The 24164-nt window shown below is 69.0% G+C and carries 18 protein-coding genes and 1 pseudogene; 7 read left to right on the top strand and 12 right to left on the bottom strand.

The features are described 5' to 3' along the window. Nucleotides 1-321: 321 nt before the first annotated feature. The gene (locus L7N97_RS16565; protein WP_237479402.1) at nucleotides 322-1203 is read right to left on the bottom strand and encodes a DUF6551 family protein; all 882 of its coding nucleotides are present in this window, start codon (nucleotides 1201-1203) and stop codon (nucleotides 322-324) included. Next, the gene (locus L7N97_RS16560; protein WP_237479401.1) at nucleotides 1203-7769 is read right to left on the bottom strand and encodes a hypothetical protein; all 6567 of its coding nucleotides are present in this window, start codon (nucleotides 7767-7769) and stop codon (nucleotides 1203-1205) included. Before L7N97_RS16560 ends, L7N97_RS16565 begins: the two co-directional genes overlap by 1 nt. An 89-nt stretch (nucleotides 7770-7858) precedes the next feature. Between L7N97_RS16560 and tnpA the strand changes: the two genes are divergently transcribed. The 3 genes from tnpA (at nucleotide 7859) to tnpC (ending at nucleotide 10343) form a co-directional block, all read left to right on the top strand. Then, complete coding sequence (tnpA, locus tag L7N97_RS16555) at nucleotides 7859-8248, top strand: IS66-like element accessory protein TnpA (protein WP_237477091.1); 390 nt, start codon at nucleotides 7859-7861, stop codon at nucleotides 8246-8248. After that, complete coding sequence (tnpB, locus tag L7N97_RS16550; RefSeq protein ID WP_237479400.1) at nucleotides 8245-8592, top strand: IS66 family insertion sequence element accessory protein TnpB; 348 nt, start codon at nucleotides 8245-8247, stop codon at nucleotides 8590-8592. Before tnpA ends, tnpB begins: the two co-directional genes overlap by 4 nt. A gap of 74 nt (nucleotides 8593-8666) precedes the next feature. Further along, entirely contained in the window at nucleotides 8667-10343 is a 1677-nt protein-coding gene (tnpC, locus tag L7N97_RS16545; protein ID WP_237479399.1) for an IS66 family transposase, read from the top strand. Here the strand turns inward: tnpC and L7N97_RS16540 are convergent. The 3 genes from L7N97_RS16540 to L7N97_RS16530 all read right to left on the bottom strand — a co-directional run bounded on the left by L7N97_RS16540 (nucleotide 10256) and on the right by L7N97_RS16530 (nucleotide 13077). Next, nucleotides 10256-11851, bottom strand: coding sequence for a hypothetical protein (locus tag L7N97_RS16540; protein WP_237479398.1), 1596 nt, complete (start codon nucleotides 11849-11851; stop codon nucleotides 10256-10258). The two genes, tnpC and L7N97_RS16540, sit on opposite strands and share 88 nt — an antisense overlap. Then, nucleotides 11851-12063 carry a hypothetical protein gene (locus tag L7N97_RS16535; protein ID WP_237479397.1) on the bottom strand — a complete coding sequence of 71 codons (213 nt, stop codon included), beginning with the start codon at nucleotides 12061-12063 and terminating at the stop codon, nucleotides 11851-11853. Before L7N97_RS16535 ends, L7N97_RS16540 begins: the two co-directional genes overlap by 1 nt. Nucleotides 12064-12165: 102 nt before the next feature. Next, on the bottom strand, nucleotides 12166-13077 hold the full coding sequence (locus L7N97_RS16530) for a tyrosine-type recombinase/integrase (RefSeq protein WP_237479396.1): 912 nt from the start codon (nucleotides 13075-13077) through the stop codon (nucleotides 12166-12168). Here L7N97_RS16530 and L7N97_RS16525 point away from each other — a divergent pair. After that, a protein-coding gene (locus L7N97_RS16525; protein ID WP_237479395.1) for an IS3 family transposase occupies nucleotides 13059-14278 on the top strand; the annotation gives its coding sequence in 2 pieces (ribosomal slippage) (nucleotides 13059-13338 and nucleotides 13338-14278; 1221 coding nt in all). The two genes, L7N97_RS16530 and L7N97_RS16525, sit on opposite strands and share 19 nt — an antisense overlap. A 17-nt stretch (nucleotides 14279-14295) precedes the next feature. Here L7N97_RS16525 and L7N97_RS16520 read toward each other — a convergent pair. From L7N97_RS16520 to L7N97_RS16510, 3 genes are read right to left on the bottom strand one after another with little or no spacing between them, the layout of a single operon-like run. Continuing rightward, complete coding sequence (locus L7N97_RS16520; protein WP_237479394.1) at nucleotides 14296-14757, bottom strand: hypothetical protein; 462 nt, start codon at nucleotides 14755-14757, stop codon at nucleotides 14296-14298. Further along, complete coding sequence (locus L7N97_RS16515; RefSeq protein ID WP_237479393.1) at nucleotides 14714-16600, bottom strand: recombinase family protein; 1887 nt, start codon at nucleotides 16598-16600, stop codon at nucleotides 14714-14716. Before L7N97_RS16515 ends, L7N97_RS16520 begins: the two co-directional genes overlap by 44 nt. A gap of 33 nt (nucleotides 16601-16633) precedes the next feature. After that, nucleotides 16634-16786: a hypothetical protein gene (locus tag L7N97_RS16510; RefSeq protein ID WP_237479392.1), complete on the bottom strand. Its 153-nt coding sequence runs from the start codon at nucleotides 16784-16786 to the stop codon at nucleotides 16634-16636. A gap of 701 nt (nucleotides 16787-17487) precedes the next feature. Here L7N97_RS16510 and L7N97_RS16505 point away from each other — a divergent pair. Both L7N97_RS16505 and L7N97_RS16500 read left to right on the top strand, forming a co-directional pair. Further along, a complete protein-coding gene (locus L7N97_RS16505) occupies nucleotides 17488-18252 on the top strand; it encodes a hypothetical protein (RefSeq protein WP_237479391.1) in 765 nt (254 codons plus the stop codon). Nucleotides 18253-18333: 81 nt separating this feature from the next. Then, nucleotides 18334-18906 (top strand): hypothetical protein, encoded by a 573-nt coding sequence (locus L7N97_RS16500; protein WP_237479390.1) that lies wholly within the window; start codon nucleotides 18334-18336, stop codon nucleotides 18904-18906. Between the two features lie 95 nt (nucleotides 18907-19001). On the opposite strand, the gene L7N97_RS16495 is transcribed toward L7N97_RS16500, so the two are convergent. Genes L7N97_RS16495 through L7N97_RS16485 form a run of 3 tightly spaced genes read right to left on the bottom strand, consistent with a single transcriptional unit; the run spans nucleotide 19002 to nucleotide 21415 of the window. Continuing rightward, the gene (locus L7N97_RS16495) at nucleotides 19002-19841 is read right to left on the bottom strand and encodes a hypothetical protein (protein WP_237479389.1); all 840 of its coding nucleotides are present in this window, start codon (nucleotides 19839-19841) and stop codon (nucleotides 19002-19004) included. Then, nucleotides 19838-20950, bottom strand: coding sequence for a hypothetical protein (locus L7N97_RS16490; RefSeq protein ID WP_237479388.1), 1113 nt, complete (start codon nucleotides 20948-20950; stop codon nucleotides 19838-19840). The genes L7N97_RS16495 and L7N97_RS16490 overlap by 4 nt, the downstream gene beginning before the upstream one ends. 24 nt (nucleotides 20951-20974) lie before the next feature. Then, on the bottom strand, nucleotides 20975-21415 hold the full coding sequence (locus L7N97_RS16485) for a hypothetical protein (protein WP_237479387.1): 441 nt from the start codon (nucleotides 21413-21415) through the stop codon (nucleotides 20975-20977). Nucleotides 21416-21916: 501 nt separating this feature from the next. Between L7N97_RS16485 and L7N97_RS16480 the strand changes: the two genes are divergently transcribed. Further along, nucleotides 21917-22573, top strand: coding sequence for a DarT ssDNA thymidine ADP-ribosyltransferase family protein (locus L7N97_RS16480; protein WP_237479386.1), 657 nt, complete (start codon nucleotides 21917-21919; stop codon nucleotides 22571-22573). Nucleotides 22574-22761: 188 nt separating this feature from the next. On the opposite strand, the pseudogene L7N97_RS16475 reads toward L7N97_RS16480, so the two are convergent. Then, nucleotides 22762-24030 (bottom strand): annotated as a pseudogene (locus tag L7N97_RS16475) (IS256 family transposase). Nucleotides 24031-24164: the final 134 nt, after the last annotated feature.

The raw sequence follows: 24164 nt of genomic DNA, 5'->3' as shown, positions 1-24164 counted from the left end.
CCTGATGCCGCAGTTTTTCGCTCGACGCCATCTATTCCAGAGGAGCCGTCTGCGGAGATGATTGCGCGCGTGGATCGCTAGCCATCTTCGCCGCTGCAGCGGCAGTCGCTTCAACGACGCGAACCCAATCTGCATCGGCAAGGGGTTCGCCTTGATCTGGTGCGCCTCATGCCCGTGCTTTCAGCCTCGGCTTGCGGTGATGATTCGTGATCTTCGACCACCTGTCGGTAGAAGCCATAAACATCACCGTCGAGACCCACGTCAACTGACGCCGAAGATCAGCCGTGGTGGGGCTCACCATCCTCATCGGCCTCGTGGTGGTCATGCCGCTTCGGCCACCTTCGGACGTCCCCGCTTCGGCGTGACATGCGCCCGATACAGCACGGCGGTGAGAGCCCGCCATGCCGAGAGCCGCTTCGCGAAGGCGACCTCTTTCGCCTCGGCGAGCTGCTTCGGCGTGATATCCCGCAGCGCCACCGTGATCCGCTCGGCGCCGATCGCACCCGCATAGTCGGGGTCGAGCAACAGAGCCTCGGCGATGCGGATGTGGTCGGCGATCACCGGCGACAGCTCGGCAGCGGCGACGATCTCCAGCACCTCGCGGGCCCGCATGGCGCCGCGCTTGTCGACGAGGCGTCGCACCGCGCCGAGCGCCATCGTGTCGTTGACCCCGTAGACGCCATCGGTGGGCGGATAGGTCAGGAGCTTGATCCCGGCGCGGTCGAGCACGTTGCGGATCGTCGTGGCGTCCTCGTCGCCGGCCGCCACTGCGGCGTGCCAGACCTGGGCAGGGGTCGCCTGCAGGCGGTCCACAGCGTGAGACACGAAGGCCCGCGCCCGGCGCTCGTAGTCGCTGCCGTCCACGGCCAGGATGGGGATAGACGCGATGTCGGGATGGCTGGCCGCCGCGATGGCGGTGTGCTGGCCGTCGATCACCTCGAACCCGCGATCCGTGATGGCGACCACGGGCGGCTTGAACTTGAGCCAGTCCCAGCCCTCGACGATGGAGCGGATCAGCCGCAGCGAGCGCCCGGAGAGGCCGCGCTGGTAGCTTTCATCCACGAGGAGGTCGCCAGGCGCGATGCGGTCGAAGATGGGTTCCGCGACGCCGTCGAGGCGCGCCGGCTTGAGGCCGGGCAGGTCGACCGCGGCGACGGGGTGAACGGCAGCGCCGGACTTGGTCAGGGCAGCATGATGCGGCATCAGTTCGTCCCCATGGCTTTGGCGCGCCGCGCCGCGACTGCCGCGGCCGGGATGCTCGGGTATTTCATCATGACCATGCCGGCCGCGGTCTCACGGGTCGCCTTGACCTGCGCTTCGACGATGTCGTGCCGGACGTGCCCGGGCAGGTTCGGCCAGTCAGGCAGGTTGACCATCGCCCGCATGCGATCGTGGAGCAGGCCGCCGGCGATGCGCGCGAAGTCGTCGTGCTGCTGGTCGGAGAGGTCGACGCCGCGGATCTTCCGCTCCACCGGCGCGGGATAGACCCCGATGTCGAGCAGGGCCTGGGCGATCGGGTCCGCGTTGGCGCGCTGCTGGTAGATCGCCGTGGCGTAGGGGCCGCCGAGCGCGTCGCGGGCGGGGATCGGCATGCCCCAGACATCGCGTTTCGGCAGCAGCGACTCGGACAGGCCCGGGATCTTGGCCTTGATCGTGTCGACGATGGACCGGGCCTCGCGGCTGTATGGGTCCGAGGCGCGGGCCATTTGCGCCAGCGCGGTCGAGTAGGGCACGAAGCCGGCGAGCTGGTTCCGGATGTAGCTCGGGCCGTAGCGGGCGGGATCCTGCACGGCTTCGATCAGGTCGGCGGGGCCCTTCACGAAGGACTCATCCAGGATGTTCTGCGTGAAGGCGTGCATCACGGCGCCGCCGGCCTTCCCGAGGTCGCCGTCGCTGGCATAGCTGCCGATCTCCGACAGGTCGGCGGCGACACCCATCAGCATGCCCAGCGGCCCGAGGCGGTGGACGTCGTACCAGAGGTCGCCGACGCGGACGCTGTGAGCCTGGTTGCCGGCGAGCTTCCACATCGCCTGGAGATGACGCGTCTCCTGCTCGTCCTTCCCCTGCGGGCCGGAGCCCGTGACGAGGCCCTGTTTCGCCAACAGGCCGAACGTCGTGGCGAGCGCGGTCCCGGCGATCATGCGGCCCACGGCGAGATCCTGCGCCGCCGGGCCGTTCTTGCCGGCGAGGCTGGCGCTGATCTCGGGCGCGAAAGCGCCAAGCGGCGTCCGCTCCATCAGCGCCTGACCCATGACGTTGCCGGAGATCTTCACGAACGGGTCGATGAAGCGCAACGGTTGCACGGGGCCGACGCCGGGAAGCTCGGGCGTCCAGTTCAGCAGGGCGGAGAGGCGCTTCACGAACTCGCCGCCCTGGCCCATCAGGGTCAGGTTGGTGGCGGTGCTGCGCGCCTGCTCCATCACGGCGTCGGTCGGGTTGGCATGGATGTCGGCGACCCGCGCCGCGAGCTGCTCACCCGCAAGCCCCTCGTTCGCCGCCGTCCGGTAGGCGATGCCGGCCTTGTCGATGCTGTAGTTCATCGCCCGGAAGAAGGAGTGGATGGCGGCGACGTTGCGACCCGGGAAGCGGACCACGTCGCCGACGGGGAGCACCGTGACGCCGCGCACCGCGACGTTGGGCCAGTAGCCCGCCGCGGGATCGCGTTGCAGACTCACCATCGGGCCACCACGGGCGCCGGTGACGAGGTCGGAAGCCGATGCCCTGGCGATGCCGCCGGCCGCCAGCACGCCGTCTTTGAGGCCCTGCATGACGCTGAACAGCGTGGCGTGCTCGTCGAGACCGGCCGCCGGCGTGAAGTCGTGGCCCGCGAAGGGCAGGAACGCCGGCCCACCCTCGCCCGGGAGCAACGTCGTGGTGCCGGTGCGGTAGGCGTCGAGCATGGACTGCGCCGCCGGGGCGAGGCCGCCAGCGGCACCGCGGAGTTGTGCCCCGACCTCGCCCAGCCTGACGCCGCCTTCGCCGCCGAGCCCACGCCGGAGCGCGCCCACGGCCGCGGCGGTCGGCAGCTCCACCAGCATGCGGTTGGCGGTCAGGATCGTGTTGCCGATGGCGTAGGTGGTGTGGGTCACCGGCCCCGAGATCAGGCCGTTGACGTACAGCTCCATCAGCAGCCGGCCGGCGCTGGGCCGGTTCGTGTCGGCGGTGAACTTGGACAGCTTCTCGGGCGTGTCCATCGTCGCCATGAGGTCGGCTTCGCGCTTGAGCTGCAGCAGCGTGCGGCCGGTGGCCTCGCGGGCGAACAGGTCGGCCGACTTCGCCTCTCCGCTCATCGTGATGTCCCGGAAGGCGCGCAACGCCCGGCCCGCCTCGGCCGTCGCCTGCGCCACCGTGCCCTGCAGGAGCTGGTGACGGGCTTTGGCCTCGGCGAAGGACAGCAGGGCTTGCGGGTCGCCGTCCCTCGCGGCCCGGGCCGCGTCGGACAGCCCCTGTGCGGATTGCACCAAGGCCTTGCGGAGGGTCATCACCTCGACGGCGTTGAAGGCTTGGCCCTGGACGCGCTTCGCCACGATGTCCATGGCGCCGGACAGGCCCGCCGCCTCGGCGAGGTCCATCACCTGCCCATCGGTGACGCGCCCGCCGCGGTCGCCGATGAAGTCCTGATTTTCGGCCGCGGCATCGCGGATCGCCTGGCGCACGTCGTCCGACGTGGTCAGGGTGTCGAGCCGGATGTTGCCGGCGCGGTCTACGAACCGAGAGACGTCGGGTCGGAACCGGGTGGCGGGCCCTGGAGCGAGGGGCTTGCCGAAGTCGGCGGCGCTGCCGCCGGCGCTCCGCCCGGCGCCATCACGCTCGGAGGCGGCTGATCCGCCTCGCTCGCCGCCTCGAAGTCCATCGCCTTCTGCCGCATCGTCGCGACCGCCTTGGCGCTCCGAAGCTGCTGCGTCGCTAGCGCCGCCGCGCCCGGTGACAGCGTCGGGTCCGCCGCCACTGCCGCCCAATCCGTCGCGTCCGCCTGCGCCTTCGCCAGCTTGTCGGGCAGGCTGGGTTCCGGCGCCGCCTGCGGCTTGATGCTGCTCGGCTTCCCGTGCTGCGGTGACCCTGTTCCGTGCGGCTTCGACTTCACTGAGGTGCTCCGGGTGAGCTTCGGCGAGCGCGCGGGCGGCTTCGGCCTCGGCACGATCAGCGGCGCCGGCCGCTTCATGGGGCTCGACCGCGAGGGCATCGCCCTCGTGCACGTCGGCCAGCGACGGGCCGCCCTCGCGCTCGGGCGCAACCACCGTGCGCTGCGGGTCGGTCGAGAGCAGGCGGTCGAAGACGGCGCGAACGTCGGGGCTGATCTCGGGCCCGAGCCCCTTCAGAGTGCGGTAGATCGTGGTCAGCCAGTCGCGGAAGCGCGCGAACACGCCGGCGAGTTCCGGCGACGGCGCCACGCCCTCGCGCATGTACTGCTCGAACCCGCGGGCGAAGCGCTCGTGCTGCCTCGTCTTGAGCGGCCCGCCATCGCTCTTGAGCCAGTCGCGCACGGTCTGCGCGTCGGCGCGAAGATCGTCGGGCGCCTGCGGGTGAGCGGCGTCCTGCATCATCTCCTCCAGGAGCTGATGCCCGCTCTCGTGGATGAACGTCGAGGCGTCGGCGGTGCCGAACATCTTGAGCAGCGGCCGGGCGCCGGGCCGGAACGTGATGGAGGCGTTGGCGCGATCGGCTCGCGAGCCCTGGAACATGGTCGCCATGGCCTCGGGCGTCTTGGCCTCGGGCGGGAGCGCAGCCTCGGCGGCCTTCATGTTGGCGTCGAAGGTCGGGTCAGATGCCGCCCACCCGTCGCGATGCTCGGCGAGCCAGCGCGGCGACAGGAAATAGGAACTGCCGTCCCCCGCCTTCACCTCCTGATGCCACCTCACCGCGTCGGCGTCGCGCCGCTGCCACATCGCATGGCCGTCCGGCAGGAGCACGCCCGAGGGCTGCATCTTGATGCCGAGATCCTGCTGAACGGCGGCGTAGAGGTCCCTCGCCACGCCCTTGCCGCGGGCCGAGGGCTTCACCTCGACCATGGCGACTTCCCAGCGACCGTCCTCACGCTGCTTGAGCTGCACGTTGCCGAGTTCGCGGCCGAGGTCGCGCGAAGGCGTCCTCACGCTGTCGAGACCGCCTTCCGGTTTGGCATAGATCCGGTACGTTTTGACGTCGTCGGCGAAGGCGTGACGCTCGTCTGTCGCCACGGTGACGGCGTGCCGGCCGGCTTCGATCACCTTGGCCCGGGTGAACGGTGCGCCGCGGGGCGTGTTGGGATCGCGGGGCGCCGCCTTGTCGGCCGCGGGGAGCCTGTCGAACTCCGGAAGGGCCTCGCGGAACGCCGCGGCCGTGGCCTTCCGCTCGGCGACCTTCTGCGGGTCGGCGCCGCTGGCTTCGAGTTCGGCCGCCAGGCGGTCGTAGTGGTTCGCGGCCCGGAACGCATCCTGCCGCGTGAACCATCCCCGAGACGCCGGGACGTCGCCCATCGGCGGCAGCACGATCGAGAGCCGGGGCTGCTCGCGCTGAAACAGCGTCGTGGTGCTCTGCCCGCGCTCGGCCGCGTCGATCGCGCTGCGAATGTCGGCGAGGCCGTGCGGATCGGCGTCGTGCGCCCCGGCGTGCTGGGCGATGTCGAGGAGCCCCTGCGCGACCTCGGCCGCTGTGCCGTGGGGCTGGAAGAACGTTCCCTGGCCGGGGTCGACCTCGTCGGCGGCAGGCTGCGTCAGCTCGCGGGTGTCGGCTCCGGCGCCGAGGTGCTCGCCTGCTGTGCCAGCGACAGGGCCGCGAGCGTCTGCCCCATGGTCCAAGCCGCCTTCCACTGCTCGGCGGAGAGCTTGGAGGAACTCCCGGCCGGCGGCGGCGCGGCTGAGGTCGCCGGCCTTGAAGCGTCGGGCGACGTCGCTGAGGGCGTCTGAGACAGGGCCGGCGTGGGTGGCGAGGCTGGTGAAAAGGTCGGCCGCTTGCTCATCCGTGGACAGTCTCCCCTCGTTCGCGCTCCGATCGAGCGCATTGGCGCCGGCGCCTTCGATGCGTTCCGCCTCGGCCACCAGCGTGCGGAAAGTCGCCTTGTCCCGCCGGAGCTGCGTCATCGCCTCGTCGGCGACCTTCGCACGCTCCAGCACGATCGACGAGGCGAAGTGCTCGTCACCGAAGAGGCCGCCCTGGCGCGTCATCTCCTCGGTGCCGGTCGCCATGATCTCGCGGACCACCATCTCGGCCTGACGGGCGTTGTCGGGCTGCACCTTCGCCAGCACGCGCATGGCCTCGACCTGCTGCAGCGGGTCGGAGACGAGGCGGCCCACCATGGCGGCCTGCCCGGTCGGGACCACTTCGTTCACCGCCATGCCGAAGGCGTCCGGTCCGAGGCGGGCCAGCGCCTGGCCGTCGCGGACCAGGGCGGAGCGCGGCGGCAGCGGCGGCAGTTCGATCCCGCCGTCACGGGCCTCGCGGATGACCTTGGCGGCGTCGATCGCGGTCCCGGTGCCCTCGGCGATGTTTTTCGCCGCGGCGATGCTGCGAGCCTGCGCGTCCGTGATCCCGTCCCGGGCGTCCAGCACGTAGCTGTTCACGCGGATGCCGTCCTGCCCCTCCCCGGCGAGGCGCTGGGCGAGCCCGACGCGCTGGTGACCATCGGCCACCCAATGCTTGCCGTCGGCGTCGCGGAACACGAGCGCCGTCCCGGCGAGGCGCGGGTCCCACGTCGTGACGCCTTGCAGGCGATCCGTGAGGCCGCGGGCGTCGCCGCCGGCCTTGAACTGAAACCGTGCGGCATCCACGCCGATCTCGCGCGGGTCGAGCGCCTCGATGCCGCCGGCCGGGATGCCAGCGGGCTTGTCGCTGGGCGCCGCCGTCGCGGTGTCCCGACCGATGGTCGGTCGCTCCGGCGTAGGGATCAGCGGCGCCGGGTCGGCCGCCCGGGTCGCACCCGAGCGTGTGGCGGCGCTCTCCTGTGCGTCGAGGACGCCGCGGGCGAGTGGCGCCGGGCCCGGGATGCGTCGTCCATCGGGGCCGACCATCGTGGGCGAGATCCGGCGATACAGCTCCTCCGGCGTGCCCAGCGCACCCTTGAAGCGTGCGGAGCGGGTCGCGTAGTAGGCCGCGCTCAGGAGACCATTGGCCCGTGCTTCCTGCTCCGGCCGGCCCGCCGCGATGAGCTGCCGCATCACGTCCGCGGCGATGAACTGGCGCTGCCGCTCGATCGAGGCGGGCGTGAGCGGCAACGGTTCGGCCGCGGGGCCCCCCGTGGGACTGACCGGCGACGGGGCGGGCACCTGGCTCGACATCGGCGTGCCGGCCTCTGCGGCGGCTCCGGGCCGCACGGGCAGAGCCGCCGGCTGGGCCGGGGCAGTCGCGACCTGAGTTTCGACGGGCGCCGGCGCTGGAGGCTCGATGGTCGACGATGCAGGGTCGGCAGGATGCGCCACCGCCGGAACGGTCTCCACGGCGGCATGGTCGGCCGCCATGCGATACGCGCTCGCCACCTGGGGGCCGAGGTCGCGCAGCTCGTAGTCCACGGCCATGAGGTGCTGCCGCGCCTGCGCGACCTCGGGCGTGTCCACGGCGGTTCCGGCCGCAAAGGCGTCCCGGCGGGCCTGGATGGCGTCGACGCCGCGCTGTGCATCGCGGACCTGGGCACGGAGCCGGCGAAGCTCGGCCTTGTCGCTGCCGGCGCCGCTGGCCGGGATTTTGTCGAGCTGCGCCTGGATGGCGTCCCGCTTCGCCACGGCCTCGGCCATGGTGCCGTCGGACGGATTCAGCGCTTCGGCGATGGTGGCCCGGAAGGCGTCGCGCTGCTGCACGAGCCGTATCCCTGCGGTGAAGGCCGCCTTGTGGAAGGGGCGTCTCGCGGCTGAGATCTGCCCTTATTGACGTCCATAAGGTCAGAGCCTTGGCCCAGCAGCTCAACGTTGTCGAACTCGGCCGCCGCCGTCGCTGGTCCGAGGACGAGAAGCTCCGCATCGTGATGGAGAGCCTGGAGGCACCGCGGCTGGTGTCGCCGACGGCTCGCCGGTACGGCATCTCCCGGTCGCTGTTGATGGCGTGGCGTCGCGCGCTGAAGGTCGAGCGTGCTGCTCCCGATCCGGCGCCGGCCTTCGTGCCCGCCGTGGTGGTGCCCGAAACCCTTTCCGAGGCCAAGCCAATGGCTCGAAGGGCTCGGCGGCAGGCCGCGCAGGGCCGCATGGTGATCGAGGTGGGGCGGGGGCGGCGCGTGGTGGTGGACGGCGCCGTGGACGCCGAGGCGCTGGCCCGCGTGCTCGACGTGCTGGACCGGCGATGATCCCGGCCCCGTCCGCCGCCCGGGTGTGGATCGCGGCCGGCCACACCGACATGCGCCGCGGCATGAACGGCCTGTCGCTGCTGGTGCAGGAAGGCCTCGGGCGCGATCCCTTCGCGGGCGACCTGTATGTGTTCCGGGGCCGGCGCGGCGACCTGATCAAGTGCCTGTGGCACGACGGGCTGGGCCTGTCGCTCTACGCCAAGCGCCTGGAACGGGGCCGGTTCGTGTGGCCCGCGACGGCGGGCGAGAGCGTGGCCATCACGCCGGCGCAACTCGGCTATCTGCTCGAAGGCATAGACTGGCGCCATCCACAGCAGACTTGGCGACCGAGCCGAGCAGGATGAAGACGGGACTGTTATCAACACTATCGATGCTCGCCACTCTGGCGTTGTTCGAAGAACTATGATCGGCTCTGTTCATGGCGAAGCGGCCCAAGTCCGAGAAGATCGACGTCGAAGCGCTGCGCGCAGCCCTCGCGGCCGCCGAAGCCCGCGCGGACGAAGCCCGGGCCGCAGCCGATCGCGCCGAGGCCGAGGCGGCCGCGGTGAGGGCGCAGCTGTCGGGCGACGCCGCGTTGATCGCCCACCTGCGGCTGGAGATCGCCAGGCTCAACCGGACCCTCTACGGCCAGCGCTCCGAGCGCACGCAGCGCCTCATCGACCAGTACGAGCTGCAACTCGAGGAACTCGAGGCCTCGGCGGCCACCGACGCCCTCGCGGCCGAGAAGGCCGCTGCCAAGGCCGCGATACCGGCGCCGACGGAGCGTCGGAAGCCGTCGCGCCAGCCCTTCCCGGCCCACCTGCCGCGCGTGCGCGTCGTGGTGCCGGGCCCGGGCGCCTGCCCGTGCTGCGGCGGCACGCGCCTGTCCAGACTCGGCGAGGACGTCACCGAGACGCTGGAGGTGGTGCCGCGCAGCTGGACCGTGATCCAGACCGTGCGCGAGCGCTTCGCTTGCCGCGCCTGCGAGGGCGTCAGCCAGACGCCGGCGCCCTTCCACGCCGTGCCACGCGCATGGGCGGGGCCGAGCCTGCTCGCCATGGTGCTGTTCGAGAAATACGGCCAGCACCAGCCGCTGAACCGCCAAGCCGAGCGCTACGCCCGGGAAGGCGTGCCGCTCAGCCTGTCGACCCTGGCCGACCAGGTGGGCACCTGCGCGGGTGTGCTGGAGCCGCTGTTCCGGCTCATCGAGAAGCACGTGATGGCGGCGGGGCGGCTGCACGGGGACGACACCACCGTTCCGGTGCTGGCCAAGGGTAAGACCAGCACGGGCCGCGTATGGGTCTATGTGCGCGACGACCAGCCCTTCGGCGGCGCCGATCCCCCGGCGGCCCTGTTCCGCTATTCGCCCGACCGGCGGGGCGAGCACCCGCAGGCGCACCTCGCCGGCTGGACCGGGGTGCTGCAGGCCGACGCCTACGGGGGCTATGGCAGGCTCTACGAGGGCGGGCGCAAGCCCGCGCCGATCATCGAGGCCGCGTGCTGGGCCCACGCGCGGAGGAAGTTCTTTGAGCTGGCCGACATCGAGGCCGCGGCGCGCCAGAGGGCCCGCAAGAAGGTGGCGGTGATCGCGCCGCTGGCGCTCGAAGCCGTGCGGCGCATGGACGAGCTGTTCGCCATCGAGCGGGAGGTGAACGGCCGGCCAACGGCCGAGCGCCTGGCGGCGCGGCACGAGCGCTCCGCCCCGATCGTGGCGGCCTTGGAAGGCTGGATGCGCGCCGAGCGCGCCCGCCTGCCGCGCGGTGCCGAGGTGGCCCGGGCCATGGACTACATGCTCGAGCGTTGGCCGTCCTTCGCCCGCTTCCTCGACGACGGGCGCGTGTGCCTCAGCAACAACGCAGCCGAGAGGGCCCTGCGCGGCTTGGCTCTGGGCCGCAAGGCGTGGCTGTTCGCCGGCTCGGACCGCGGCGGACAGAGGGCGGCCTTCTTCAACAGCCTGATCGTGACGGCGAAGCTGAACGACGTCGACCCGCAGGCCTGGCTGGCCGACGTGCTCGGCCGCATCGCGTCTCACCCGGCCCAGCGCCTCGCCGAGTTGCTGCCGTGGAACTGGAAGCCGACCTCGGCCGCCCCGGCGAGCCTCGACGTCGCAGCCTGACCCGGACGCTCAGCCCCGGGCCTTCCCGACCCGCGATCACGCCGCGACGAAACCCGCAAGCCCCGTTTCCGCGGCCCTCGCCGTAGGCGTACCACGAGCCCGTCGTACCGACCGAAGATCTCGGGATCGAGCCGGCGCGCGACCTCGTGGAGAGCGGGGCCGGGCACGGACGGGCGCATCACCTCCGCTTCGGCGCGGGCAGTCTCCTGCGCCGCCATCTCGCTCGCCCCGTCCTGGACGTGGTCGCCGCGGAACACGTCTTCCGTGATCCCGGGGCCCATCACCTTGAGGTCGGCGGCCTCGGCCAGGGTCGGCGGGAAGGTGTAGGGCTGGAGCCGGCCGGCGAGGTGCTCGGGTGCCTCGAAGTTCTGCGCGAAGCCGTTGACCTCGTCCCAGCCGCCATGTGGCGTCACCTCCTCCGGGGTGGCGTCGAAGAAGTGGACCGTCTTTGGCCCGTCAAAAGCACGAAAATTGCGGGCGTACTCAGCATTGGGCGCGACCCATCGCGCCCCGCCGCTCGCTGGATCGGGGCCGCCCCGCCAGCCGTGAAAAAAGCGGACCATGCCGGGCTCGGGCGACAGCGTGCCCGCGCTTGGGGGAGCACCCTGCGGCCCCCCACCATCCTGCTCCGCCGCGATGGCGTCGACGGCCGGCGCCGCCTCTGGCGTGACACCGCGGCCGAGCCGCCCGCCCCAGGTCTCGATGGCCTCGCCGATTCGCGTGGGCTTGTTGAACACCGTCCCGAAGGCGGTGGCAGTCGCCACGCGACGCCAGTCGATCGGGGTGCCCTCGGCCTTCTCCTGGCCGAGTTCCATCCCGCCCATCAGCGTTCCGCCGAACATACGGGCCGTGACCGGGTTCGCCATCAGGCGCTGGATCGCGGTCGAGTTCTGGGCGAGCTGCGCCGTGCGGGCGAAGCCACCGGGCGACGCCATCAGCACCATGGGGGCGAAGCCGCCCAGCATCACCGCATCGGGGTGTTCTGCAGCCTCGCGCCGGCGGGTCCCCTCGTCCTGTCCGGCTGCTTCCTGCCATGACTCCGGCAGCTTGGAGATCGCGTAGTCCTGCGCCTTGGATGTGACGTAGCCGGCGCCCGTCGAGGTCAGCAGGCCGCCGATCAGCGCGCCGGCGGGGACTGTGATGGGAGCGAACGGCCCGCCGAAGGCGCCGAGCGCCGCACCACCAGCGGCGCCGGGCCCGAAAGCACCGGCGGCAGCGATGGTCGGGAAGACGCCGCGCTCGGCTTCGTGAAGCCCGGCAGCTCCGGCCGTGGTCGGCGCCCGATAGGGCTTGAGTTCGCCGGGGCCGACCGCGTCGAAGGGGTTGGCCTCGTCCACCGAACCCATCGCCGGAGCAGCGAGCACAGGCGCTACAGGCTCGGTCGCGGGCGCCGGCGTGGCAGGAGCCGGCTGCGGCGGAACTGGCGCGACAAGGGGATGATCGGCGGAGACGGACGCGACGTCGCCGCCGATGTCGTCGAAGGGGTTGCGCTGCTCGTCGAGGGCCATCAGCGCGTCGCTTCGGGCTGTAGTTTCAGCATCAGCGGCTCGCCACGCTTGGCGCGCTCGACGGCTTCGGCCACGAGACTGCGCAGGATCACGCCTGCGGACTCACCGGTGCGATCAGCGAGGCACAGGAAGGCCTCGTGTAAATCAGGCGGGCAGAGCGCGACAAGGCGCTTGGATTTCAAGACGGGTGACGGCTGCAGCATCTTCTGCACAGGTTCGATACAAGACCTGCATATTATCCACTTCGTCTATCCATCTTTCAATAAGGAATCCAGGAATGGTCAATCCGATGGTAATCATTCCATCGTCGTCCTCTATTGTCCACCAACGTTTTTTGTCGGTGCGATCAGGGTCACGTTAGTCGGCTCGACGATGCCCATTGCTGGTAAGGCGGCCCGCACCGTCTCCGCCACATAGGATGGTGCGAGATGGGCGTAATGCTTTTCGGTGATGCGGGTGTCGGCGTGGCCGAGCTGTGCCGCGATGACGCCCATGGGGACGCCCCTCATCGCTAGCGCCGACGCATAGGTGTGACGAAGAACGTGGAAAGTCGCGGGTGGGTCGATGCAGGCCCGCTTCGAAGCCACGTCGAGCGGCTTCTGTTGCTGTGATGCCTTCCAGGGCTCGCCGTCGTCGCGCCGGAACACCAGCGTGCGGCCGTTTTGCCCGGCGGTGAGAGCTTTGAACACGGTCTGCCCCTCATCGGTGAGAGCGACATGACGAGGTTTGCCGGCCTTCGACGTCCGCACCGCGATGGTTCCGCCTTCGGGGTGGAAGTCCTCGGCCCGCATCCGGGCAAGCTCGCCATACCGGGCGCCTGTGACCAGGGCGCCACGCACCAGCGATCGGAAAGCGGGCTCGCTGGCGTTGACCAGTCGCACGCACTCGTCCGCCTTGAGGAACCGCACCACGGCGGAGTCGACCTCGCGGAACGGCTTGACCTTGCGCCAGGCCTCATCCGAGGCCGCATGCTTCTCGTGGTAGGCATGGTTCAGTGCGGCTTTCAGGACCGTCAGGACACGGTTTGCCGTGGCACGTCGTGCACGAACGGCATCGGGGTCGTCTTCGTCATGCGCCTTAGTAGCGCGCTCCGCTGCGCCCTTCTTCGACCTGACCAGCTTCGCGGCGGCGGCGAGGCCAACGTGCCAGTCTGAGCTTGCCCCGGTTCGATGGACACCGATGATGCTTTCGCACGAGGTGTTCTCCCATGCCCAAGACACGTCCACCCTATGCGCCAGAGTTCCGACAGCAGCTGGTCGATCTGGTCCGCTCCGGCCGCGACGCGCAGGATCTGGCCCGAGAGTTTGAACCGTCCGCCCAGGCGATCCGGAACTGGGTAGCCGAAGCGGACCGCCGAGACGGCCGGCGAGAGCCGAAGCCGGCAGCGGTCGACGCCACACTGACATCGGTGGAGCGGGATGAACTGGCCCGCCTGCGCCGCGAGAACAAGCAGCTGCGCCTGGAGCGCGACATCCTCTCTCGAGCCGCGGCCTGGTTCGCGCGGGAGACCGGCGTGGTGCCCCCGGGCTCTACGCCTTCATGAGCGCGAACCAGGCTGCCTTCCCCGTGGCCGTGATGGCACGCGTCCTCGGCGTGTCGAAGGCTGGGTTCTATGCGTGGCGCGAGCGAGCCCCGTCAGCCCGTCAAGTGGCAGACGGGGCGCTGCTCGCGCGGGTGCAGGATGTGCACGGGGCCTCGCGCGACACCTACGGGGCGCCGCGGGTCCATGCCGCCCTGCGGGCCCAGGGCGAGCGGCACGGCCGCAAGCGCATCGCCCGGCTGATGCGCGCGGCCGGCCTTGTCGGGGCCAGTCACCGCAAGGGCGGCCCGACCACGACACGGCGCGACGAGGAGGCCCGACCAGCGCCCGACCTCGTCGACCGCAACTTCAAGGCACAGGCTCCTGATCGGTTGTGGGTGGCCGACATCACCTACGTACCGACGATGAGCGGCTTTTTGTACCTGGCTGTTGTTCTCGATGTCTACAGCCGCAAGATCGTCGGTTGGTCCATGAAGAACCATCTGCGGACCGAACTGATCCTGAACGCGCTCGATATGGCCATCGGTCAACGCAAGCCGAAAGACGTCATCCATCATTCCGACCAAGGATGTCAGTACACGTCGCTCGCCTTCGGCAATCGATGCAAGGAAGCCGGCGTCAGGCCCTCGATGGGATCGGTCGGGGATGCCTACGACAACGCCATGGCCGAGAGCTTCTTCTCGACCCTGGAATGCGAACTGCTGAGCCGGCGGTCCTTCTCTTCGCAGACCGAGGCTCGCATGGCCTGTTTCGCCTACATCGAGGGCTTCTACAATCCGCTGCGCCTGCACTCGGGCCTCGGCTATCGATCTCCCACCGACTACGAAAGGAGCTTCCATCACGACCAAGCCAGCCCTATGACGAGCCTACCCGAACAAGTCCACTGACCGTCCACGAAACCGGGTCAATCCCACCCTCGGATCTGCCGCGTGGTGAGCTTCGCGACCTCGATCATACCGAGCAGCGGCACAATGCGAGCGTCGGCCGCGTGCTTGTCCGCCTTGAAGCCCTTGGAACCCCGGGCGGTTCGGGCCGCGAGATAGTCGTTGAGCGCCAGGGCAACCGTGTACGGCCCGGCGTGGGTCTCGATCTCGCCAGACAGCTCCTTCGCTCGCTTGGCGAAGAAGGCGCGGGCCCGCTCCTGTGCTTGGTTGAAGGAAAACACGGTGCGGCCGTCGGGGTCGCGGGCATCATCGGCGGCCCCAAGCGCCTCGTGATGCTGTTTGCCGGTCTCATCGCGGAACCGTGCGAGCCACGTTCCGCCTTTAGCCCCGCGCCGGTAACCGATGGCGCATCCCTTCGCGATCACCGTCCAATAGGGCTCACGCCTCGCGACCAGGCCGGCCCGTGCCGTCCGGGTATCCATCTTCGGGTTCCGGACCGCCCTCGCCATCGCGCTCGACCTCCGTACGGAAAACGTACTGAAAAGCCGTAGGCAAACGATCGTGGACGATCAAGGACGGAAACGTCATTTTGTTCAGGCGGCGGCGCGTCCATGTCCGTCCACCGTTGACCAGAAAAGGGCGACTTGTCCCTCTCTCACGGCGAAAACCGGGGTTCGATTCCCCGTGGGCGCGCCATCCGCGTACAAAACCGGGAACACCGCCTTCATGCTGCCGGACGAGCCGCTGGAGCGTGTCGCGCTGTCCGACAATGCGGATGCGGTCGTACCCGACCTCGATGGTGCTGACGACGGACGCGATGTAGGCGCGCCGGGCATTCACGTCGCCCTGGTCGAGCTTGTCGCGCATGAGCTGGCCGAAGCGCTCGAGGACGGCTTCGTCGATCACGCACGCGGCTTCCGAGTGGGTGCCCGCGCGCCCGAGCGCCGCCTCGGCCTTGGCCTTCTCGGCGCGCAGCACCCGCAACCGGTCCTCGAGCACGTCGTCCACCTCGACTGCCCCGTCCTCGACGAGCCGGTACAGGCGCTTGAGCCTCCCCGCCGCGTCGGCCACCGCTGCCTTCAGGTCCGCGACCCGCCCCGCCACCTCGGCGTCGTTCCGCTTCTGGCGCTCAAGCAGCACCCTCAGGATCTCGCCGAGGCGGCCCGGCGCGAAGAGGCGCTCCTTCAGCGCGGCCAGGACGGCGTCGTCGAGCTTGTCCGCGGGCATGTGGCAGCCGCGGCACTCGGTCTTGCCTTTTAAATTATGGCCCGCGCAGCTGTAGTATGAATAGCGCTTGCCCCGGCGCGTCGTCCCGGTCCGCATCAGGCCGGCGGCGCAAGCGGCGCAACTCGTCAGGCCCGCCAGGAGGGCGGGACCGTTCACGACGCGCGGCGGCGTGACGTTCGGGTTGCGGCTGGCCAGCTTGGCCTGCACGCGCTCGAACTGCGCCTCGTCGATCAGCTTGGGGATCGGGATGTGCACCGTGACCTTCGCAGCATCCGGAGCGTCTGCCTGCCCGGTTCCGACCGTGTAGGGGTAGAGCCCCGTGGCGTAGTAGCTCGAGGTCAGGATGCTGTGGACCGGGCCGACGCCGAATCGCGCCCCTCTCCGCGTCCTGTAGCCGCGCTCGTTCAGGAGGTTGGCGACTTCCTTGACCCCGAGCGCCCCTCGGCCCGGTAGGCCGCGGTCGTACAGGTCGAAGATGGTGTGCAGTACTTCGGCCTCGACCGGCTCGACGGCGAGCCGCTTCTTCACCTTCGTCCCGCGGCGCTCGGCCTCGACCGACTCGTAACCCAGCGGCGTCGGCGTGCCGTTCCAGAAGCCCTGCTCGGCGTTCTCGCGCATGGCCCGCCGTACGTTCTTGCCGTTCTCGCGACTGGTGTGCTCATCGAGCACGCCGATGATCTGACGCAGCATCACCTGGGTGTGGTCGTCGCCGATCGGCTGCGACACGGACTGGACGCGGACGCCCTTCTTGGCCAAGTCGCGGATGAGCAACTCCGCTTCCGGACCGCTGCGGTAGAACCGGCTCAGGCTGTGAACCACGATGGTGTCGAACGGGCAGCCGGGCTGGCGGGTGAGCTCCAGCATGCGCTGGAAGTCGGGCCTGGCATCGTCGGTGCCGCTGATGGCGTCCACGAACTCGGCGACGACGGCCCTGCCGATCGTGTCGCAGTGCGCGAGGGCAGCCCTGCGCTGGGATGGGATCGAGACGTCGCCTTGGAGCTGTCGCGTCGTGGACACGCGGAGGTAGACGGCGGCGCCCGATGCGGGACGGGCCTGCCCCCTGTTCCGGAAGGCTTTCAAGCCTGCATCGCTCGCCATCGCCGTCCCTCGCCCCCTGCACCTGAGCCCGGCTCAGATCGGATCGTCCCCGCCTAGCCCGGGCAGGCCGGCGAGGAAAGCGCGCAGGTCCTCGCCCAACAGCACCTCAATGGCGTCGACCTCAGCGCGGGAGATCCCGGGCACGTCCGCCATGACGATCTCGACCGCCGGCAAGCTGTCGGGCATCCCGTTCCTCGCCGCCGCGCGCGAAGCCTTGCTCGACGTGGACCGGCCCGCACGCCGCGGCCGCGATGCTTCTCCGGCCGTGCAAGGCCGGTGCGCTGGATCGCATCGGGGTGTCGCGTCGGCGCCCTCCATACCCGCTGAGGACACGGCGGTGCGGTCGTCCGGTCGCGCCGGCACGTCGCCGGCTCGCGCGGGCGCGATCTTACCGTCGATCTGCTTCGGACGGGGCCGATGCCCGGAACGCGCCAACGCCTGCCTCCGCGAGGAGGCATCCAACTGTCACCTTTTCCACTCTCTGTTTTCAGGACTTATCTCGCGGACCGCGCCTCGTGCCCTCGCGCCAGCCGAGCCGTACCACCCCGGCTGGCGTCCTTGATTCGATCCGCGACGACACTGTGGACAGGCGCGGGGAGCAGTGCCCCCATGCTTGACGGCGGGGGGACGGGTGCGCCGCTGACCTCCTTCAACTTCGCGGTTGGGACAGAAGCGGGGGCTTCAGGCGAGGGTTAGAGCCGCCGAGATGGGCTTGCGGCCCAAGCCCTATGCTGGGTCCGATCGGTACGACGTCATGGCACGGCTTCCGAGAGCCGCTCGACGGAGGATTCAGTGCGGCAAGGCCGAGATCGAGAGCCTCATCGCCCAGTCCTGTTCGTCGAAAAGCGGTAGAGTGCTGGACATACAGAGATGGTTCGGGGGCACACATGACCACAGCCGACGAACAGGCCATCCTCGACCTCGCGGACGGGCGCTGCCCCACCAACTGCCGCGAGTTTCGGTGGGTTCGTGCTGACGGCATCTTCAACGTCGGCTGGCTCGCACGTTTCGTGAACCTGGGGATGGTGCAGGCCCTAAATCGCCGGCTCACGCCGGAGATGGTCGCCACGATGGCGATCGACGTCGTGCCGCTCAGCCAGAGCGATCAGGTCGGCGCGTTCGCGGACCTGACCCTGGCAGCACCCTGCCTAGGTTACGCGCGGCCCGACGGCACCGCAGTGCTGATCGATGGCCTGAAACGCGCCAGGCAGAGCTTCGCCTCGGGGCACCCCGACGTGCCCGCCAAGATCATGATGCTGGACGATGCCCGGAAGCTCGGCACGAGCGCCGAACATCGAAAGCTTTGGAAGGTGCTCGAGGCGACGGAGCATCATCCGGTCGGCGCCCGGCAGAAGCGCAACTTCGACAGAGCCATCGTCGAGCTGTCCGACGACCGCGAGGCCGAGACGCCCGGCCGCGGACAGCCCAGCTTCTCCGACGATCAGAACGTCCTCTCGTGCAGCGCGACCTACCACCTCGTGGCCTTGATCGAGGTGGAGTTCTATATCTACAGGACCCACCCTGGATCGGCGCTGTTTGGGCACATCAGACGCGGCCTCACGAGGCCCGTCTGGATCGAAGCCTTCCTGCGCGAGCTCAACCGCAGCGGCCGGCTCCCCGTCGCCCACAACACGAGCGAGGTGGCCAACTAGGCCGGGGTCGCGATCGCACGGGCGGCAGGTGTCGAGAACCGAGCCGCGTACAAGCGGCTGGGGAAGGCAGACTGGCAGCAGATGTCGCCTGATGCGCTGGTCGTCGAGAGGAATACAACTCTCGATCTCTGTGCCGCCGTCATGAAAGCCGCTCTGCGACTCAGGCTGAGGCAGACATCCAGTCGGACGCTCGTGAACTGGGAAAACGCTTCACGACTGGACGTACAGTGGCGAGATGTGCACGCCGCTGTGGAGGGACCTGACGAGCGTCGCCGGATAGCTTTCGACGGAAGCAAGCTGGCCTTTGATGACCAACTGATGGTGACACATCGTACCGGCGTCAACATGAACGACGTTTATCACGAATACACCAACTGGGATCCGCTCTTTCAGGCTTATGCCTTCGCCTTTCTCATCGAGCGACAAAGGAAAGCGCAAACAAATCCTTGTATGGTGGAGGCAGTCGTTCACCGCCGCGCGATGGACATCTTGGGTCAGAGCGACGCATTGACCTTTTTCTGGGACGGCCTCTTCGAGCAATGGCAGCGTGTGGGCCTCACCGATGCGAAGCTGCTCGATATAATTCGGGACCTCGATACCTTTCACGATTCAGCTCGCAATGTTTATGACGGCATGGAAGTCGTGGTCTTGTGAACGCTGAACGGGCTACGACCCGTCTCGCGGCGCTGCGTCGCCGAAGGCCCCCGGCGTCCGTGATCGGTCGATGGCGCCATCGAGCCAGCCCGAGATCAGCGCGGCGAGCTTGGCGACATGTGTGCCAAGCAGGCCTGCGCGTTGCGGATCGGCCGCGCGCACGCCTGCTCGGCCTCGGCGGTGTCTTTGACGGCATCCTCGAGCCTGCGCTGGACGATGGCGCGTCGCTCCTCGACCTCGCGCAACTCCGCTTCAAGCTTGCGGACGACCGCTCTGCCGTCGGCGGCCGCTCCCGCGAGATCGACGAGATGCCTGAAACTGACAGCCTGGTCTGCGAACAGTCTGTCCCGGACCGGGGTCGTGAGCCTGGCCAACTGGATGAGCGCCTCCGTCACGCCCCACTGATCCATGGACGCCGCGACCGCAAGCAGGCGCTGGATCATGCGCCCTCGAACCGCGGGCGGGTACAGGTCGAGCGCGTTGGCGAGCAAAACGATCGCAGGACCAGACCCGGGGCTGACGGCTGGGCTCGGCGTCCCGGCCAGTGTCGCGAGGTATGGGTACTCCTGGCCGTTCGGAGGGCTCGCCACGGCCGTCCGCACGATACGGAACGCCTCGGCCAGCAGCCCCCACCGGCGCGACAGTTCCTCGTCCGTGGACACCTCGTGCTCCGGGTCGATCGCGTGCACGACCCGCAGCGCCCGTTCATCCTCGAGGCTGACCCGGCGGTATCCGGCCCAGCTCGCCGCTGCGAAAGACAGTAGGAGCGTGAGGAGCACGCAGGTGCTGACGAGAAGGACTGCTCGCCCTAGCCCGTCCCTCGGCGGCCGCCGCCCGGGGGGCGCTTGGTTGGGGCTGTAAATGTAGTCGGCCGGGTCCACGTCGCGCATCGCGGTGCGCACGACGGGTAGCCAGCGCTTCTCGGCGTCGCTCACGGCAGGAACGTCCGGCGGATGGCTTCGGCAAAGGCGGACTCGAACGTTATGGTTTGACGCGCCATCCAGCGCGCGACAAAGAGTTGAAAACGACGCGTGAAGTATTTCGTCGCAATCTCGTGCTTGCGTCCGGTCAATCCCAGGCCGGCGATGGTTTTGCGCGCGATGTCGGCGATGCTGACCCCGCAGGCCGCCGCGAGGTCCGAGCACAGCGCGCCGGCGCTTTCGAGATCGCACTCGACCATGCCGGCCGCGAGCATCTCCCGGCGCTCGTCGGACTCCATCCAGATCGTGTAGTCGTCCGGCTCGCGCCCCTGGCCGAAGTTCCTGACCATGACGACGCCCATGTCGCCCGTCATGGCCTTGCTGCGCCCGAAGTCGATGCAGTTGTCCTGGTTGAGCGGGTTGGTGGTGATGGGCCGGATCACGATCAGGCGCGCCCCGAAGCTCTTCAAATGTTCCGCGAGCGGGGCGAGGTGCTGGTGGAAGTGATGCTCGCTCCCCGCCGCGCTGTCGACGACGACGCCATGCACCAGGCCGAGCTCCATCTGCTCGGCAGCCTCGAATAGGACGCCCTCAAGGTCCTTCTTGTCAGCGCGCACGGCATCATCCGCGCCCGACAGTCCCACGCGTGACAGGTTTTTGTTGATGAAATCGGCATCGAGCACGAGTACTTTGTTCTTCGCGCCTTTCTCACCAATGGAGATCGTCTCGTAGGCGATCTGGACCATGACGGACTTGCCGATACCGCCCTTCTGATCCAGCACGATGACGAAGAACTTGCGCAGCCGCTTGATCTCGACCCAGGCCCGCTCCTGCTTGGGGGATAGTTGCAAGGCGGCGGGCGTCTCCGCCGCGGGCTGGGCGCCGTCCGCCTTCACGCTTTCGGAGATGGCTGCGGGCCGGCGCGCCATCAGGTGCCTGACGGCCCGCCGAAGCAGGCGGTTGGCCGCGGTCGCCTTCTTGATCGGCCCGACGCCGGTCAGGAAGGGGCCGATCAGCGCGCCCGCCGCGGACGATAGGCTCGCCGCCGGTTGGCCCAAGGGTGTCTGCCGGTGCGGGCTGAGATCGGCACTGGTCTCGGCCATTCGGAAAACAGTGTCAGTCATTGGTGTGGTCCTTTGCGATCGTGGTCAGGAGCGCGGGGCGATAAACCTTTGGTAATCGGGTGCCCGCGTGGACGCTCGCGAGCGCTGGGCAGCGCTGCGGCCACCGCTGGAAGACTTGTCGGACGTCGTCGGCGGCGCTGGTACTGCGGGCGGCTCCGGTGTCACCGGGACAGACGGCGCGACGCCAGCCTTGCGGGCGGCCGCCAAATAAGTTTCCAGCGTCTTTAAGGCCACTGGGTCGCCATAGGCCGCTTCTACGGCGCGACGGATGACTTCCCATTCCGCGCGGCGGCGCCACCGCCGCGTGGCATCCAGCCATGCGGCGAGGACGACCGCGACCCGCGCCACGTAGGCCTTCAGGGACTCGCCGGGCGCGGCGGTGGGCAGCGGCTTCCGCCGCGCGGCGAAGCCGTCCGGGTGCATGCCGGGCGCATGCCCGCCGGTATCTTGATTTTCGTCATCCATGGTCTCGCGCCCTCATTGCGGTGGCTGGTGAGTTGATCGACGTCGATCGACCCGGTGCCACGAGGCGCCGGTCAGGCCGCGGAGATCAACAGGCCGCAAATAAGTCCTGAAAATCCTGCTCGGGCCGATGAGAGGCTGGCTGTGGTCCAGCGGGGTGAGCTGCTGCGGCAGAGTGAAAGGGATTCGCCGAATACCCGATCACGGACATGGCGCCGCGAGTGCCGGCCAATGTCACCGCGCACAGGGGGGGGGTGCGACCTCGTGAATGCGATGGCGAACCGTAGCTTTCAGGATCAGTGGTCAGAGCGCTGTCGCACACTGACAATGATCAAGTTCGATTAACGTCGGTCCAATCTGCATAGTTACTCACCCTTTCTCTTCCATTTGGAATGAGAAATGCGGATATACGGACGCAAGCGATCCTACCTAGACGAGAGTGATCTACGCTCTCGATTGCTAACGAACCAGATGATGGGGCGGACGCTATTTCGGAGTATCAGCATGAGCATGCCGCACACCGTCGCTGAGCTGTCGGCGGATGATCCCGTCTTCTTCTCCGTGCAGCCGCTGGCCACCCTGAGGCTGGCGCTCAGCACTGGCAGCCTGCCCGCGCTCACCACCATCTTGGCCGACCCCGCGGCGCAGACCGTCGGCGTGCGTGCTCACGACGTCGACAGGGCTGGAATGTCGCTTGCACCTCCCTTCCACGGCACGGTCGGCCAGCATGTGGCCCTGTCGGTGACCCCGCGCACGCTCGCCGCCTTCGCGTCGTCGCGACCCGGTGGTGCGGGCGCGACCCACTTCGAGCGCCATCAGCTTGCCATCGTCTGCCTGTCCATGGAGCAACTCTTGAAGCGTGGGCGCCGGGCGCTGTTCCACGCGCGCAGCCTCCTGCGATCGACCGACGGCGTGTCGGACGACCCCGCCGTCCTCCGCGAGGCGGCCTGGGATTTCATCACCCGTCACCACATCAGAAGGGATGCGAGCGACCCCGATCGCCTCCGGCGTTACGATGCGGGTGCGCTGGTGCGAGACAGCCTGCCGTTCGATGCCGTCCAGGCCATCGCCTGTGCGGGTCCAGAGAGCGAGGCCGAGGTTCTGGCCTGGGCGATGCCGCCCCATATCGAGGTGATCCAGAGGCCGAAGTTCTTCTGGTAGCCAAGCCGAAACGGCGCCGGTTCGCAGAGATCTCGCGCACCGACCCTTCAAGCTGTCCAGCGCCGTCTGCGTCGCCCGGGCCCGGCGACGCTCGTCATTCGACGCATCGACGCCCGGATGGCACACTGGCACCTTGTGCAGACCCGGTCGCTCGGGGAGCTATGTCGAAATCTGGGCGACGGGGCCGATCAGGCGGCGCGGTCTTTGGGAACTTCGATGACCTCGATCCCATCCTTGAACGTGACACCGGCGACGACCTTGGGCAACAGGTTTTCGCCCTTCAGCCTTCGCTAGGTCCTGGCGGCTGCCATGACGAGCTTGAACACCATCAGCTTGGCGGTGGTGGGAAACAGGGCGCCCTTTGTGCGAACCGTCCGGTGCCGGACCGTGGCGAAGACGGACTCGATCGGGTTCGTGGTCCGCAGATGATCCCAGTGCTCGGCCGGCAGGTCGAAGAAGGCGAGCAATGCGTCGCGGTCCTTCATGAGACATTCGGCTGCTTTGGGATACTTGGCGCCGTACTTCTCGACGAAGGCCGCGATGGCCTTCTCGGCTGCGGCCCTGGTGGGGGCCGCGGAGATCTCGCGCAGATCGACCTTCATGTCGCCCTGGACGGACTTCGGGACCTTGTCGAGGACGTTCATGACTTTGTGCAGCCAGCATCTCTGGTGGCACCTGCCGGGGAAAACCTCGTCGAGCGCTTTCCAGAAGCCGAGTGCGCCATCGCCGACCGCGATCTTCGGGGCGATCGACAGGCCGCGGGCTTTCATGCCGACCAGCAACTCACGCCAGCTCTGGGCGCTTTCGCGCACGCCGGCCTGAAAGCCGATCAGCTCTTTCTTGCCTTCCGGCGTGGCGCCGATCAGGACCAGCATGCACTCGGCCTGATCCTCCATCCGGGCCTGGAGGTAGATCCCGTCGGCCCACAGATACACGTATCGTCGCGTTGACAAGTCTCGCGCCTGCCAGCGCTCGTGTTCGGCCTGCCACTCGCCCGTGAGACGCCCGATCACCGAAGGTGACAGGTTCGGCGCGTCCTTGCCCAGCAGCGCCGACAGCGCCTGCTGGAAGTCTCCCGTCGAGATCCCGCGCAGGTACAACGTGGGCAGCAGGGCATCGAGACTGCGCGTCCGCCGCGCCCAGCGCGGCAGGATCGCCGAGGTGACCCGGATGCGCTCGCCGCCATCGGCGGCCCCGCGGTCCCGCACTTTGGGCCGGGCCACCGCGACGGCCCCGATCCCGGTCTGCACCTCCCGCTCGGGCGCGTGACCGTGACGGACCAGACGTGCTCGCCCGTCCGAAAGCTTCAGGCCCGCCCGCTCGGCCAGGAAAGCCTCCACCTCCAACTCCACCGCCTGCGCCAGGAGTTGGCGGGCGCCGGCCCGCAGCACCTCCGTCAGGGGATCATCGACCGCGTCGGGCTGACGAAGCCTGACAACGTTGCTATTGTCTTCCATGGTGTATCGATCTGTCCGGAGAGGTTCTGGCAGGCTTGGACACCCGCCTCGATACACCGCCTTTCTCAGGTCGCCGTCACCCAGAATCCCGTATAGCTCCCGCTCGGGTTTGCCCCGCTCGATGCCGCCTGCGG

The sequence above is a fragment of the Lichenibacterium dinghuense genome, from assembly GCF_021730615.1.
GTDB lineage: Bacteria > Pseudomonadota > Alphaproteobacteria > Rhizobiales > Beijerinckiaceae > Lichenihabitans > Lichenihabitans dinghuensis.
This window is presented reverse-complemented; position numbering and strand designations above follow the sequence as displayed.

What these genes read in the sequence shown, in the direction of transcription:
- L7N97_RS16490 (WP_237479388.1), bottom strand. Translation starts at nt 20,950, where the DNA reads ATGACTGACACTGTTTTCCGAATGGCCGAGACCAGTGCCGATCTCAGC.
- L7N97_RS16480 (WP_237479386.1), top strand. Translation starts at nt 21,917, where the DNA reads ATGAGCATGCCGCACACCGTCGCTGAGCTGTCGGCGGATGATCCCGTC.
- L7N97_RS16510 (WP_237479392.1), bottom strand. Translation starts at nt 16,786, where the DNA reads ATGCCCGACAGCTTGCCGGCGGTCGAGATCGTCATGGCGGACGTGCCC.
- L7N97_RS16500 (WP_237479390.1), top strand. Translation starts at nt 18,334, where the DNA reads ATGTCGCCTGATGCGCTGGTCGTCGAGAGGAATACAACTCTCGATCTC.
- tnpB (WP_237479400.1), top strand. Translation starts at nt 8,245, where the DNA reads ATGATCCCGGCCCCGTCCGCCGCCCGGGTGTGGATCGCGGCCGGCCAC.
- L7N97_RS16520 (WP_237479394.1), bottom strand. Translation starts at nt 14,757, where the DNA reads ATGGATACCCGGACGGCACGGGCCGGCCTGGTCGCGAGGCGTGAGCCC.
- L7N97_RS16515 (WP_237479393.1), bottom strand. Translation starts at nt 16,600, where the DNA reads ATGGCGAGCGATGCAGGCTTGAAAGCCTTCCGGAACAGGGGGCAGGCC.
- L7N97_RS16485 (WP_237479387.1), bottom strand. Translation starts at nt 21,415, where the DNA reads ATGGATGACGAAAATCAAGATACCGGCGGGCATGCGCCCGGCATGCAC.
- tnpC (WP_237479399.1), top strand. Translation starts at nt 8,667, where the DNA reads ATGGCGAAGCGGCCCAAGTCCGAGAAGATCGACGTCGAAGCGCTGCGC.
- L7N97_RS16540 (WP_237479398.1), bottom strand. Translation starts at nt 11,851, where the DNA reads ATGGCCCTCGACGAGCAGCGCAACCCCTTCGACGACATCGGCGGCGAC.
- L7N97_RS16505 (WP_237479391.1), top strand. Translation starts at nt 17,488, where the DNA reads ATGACCACAGCCGACGAACAGGCCATCCTCGACCTCGCGGACGGGCGC.
- L7N97_RS16565 (WP_237479402.1), bottom strand. Translation starts at nt 1,203, where the DNA reads ATGCCGCATCATGCTGCCCTGACCAAGTCCGGCGCTGCCGTTCACCCC.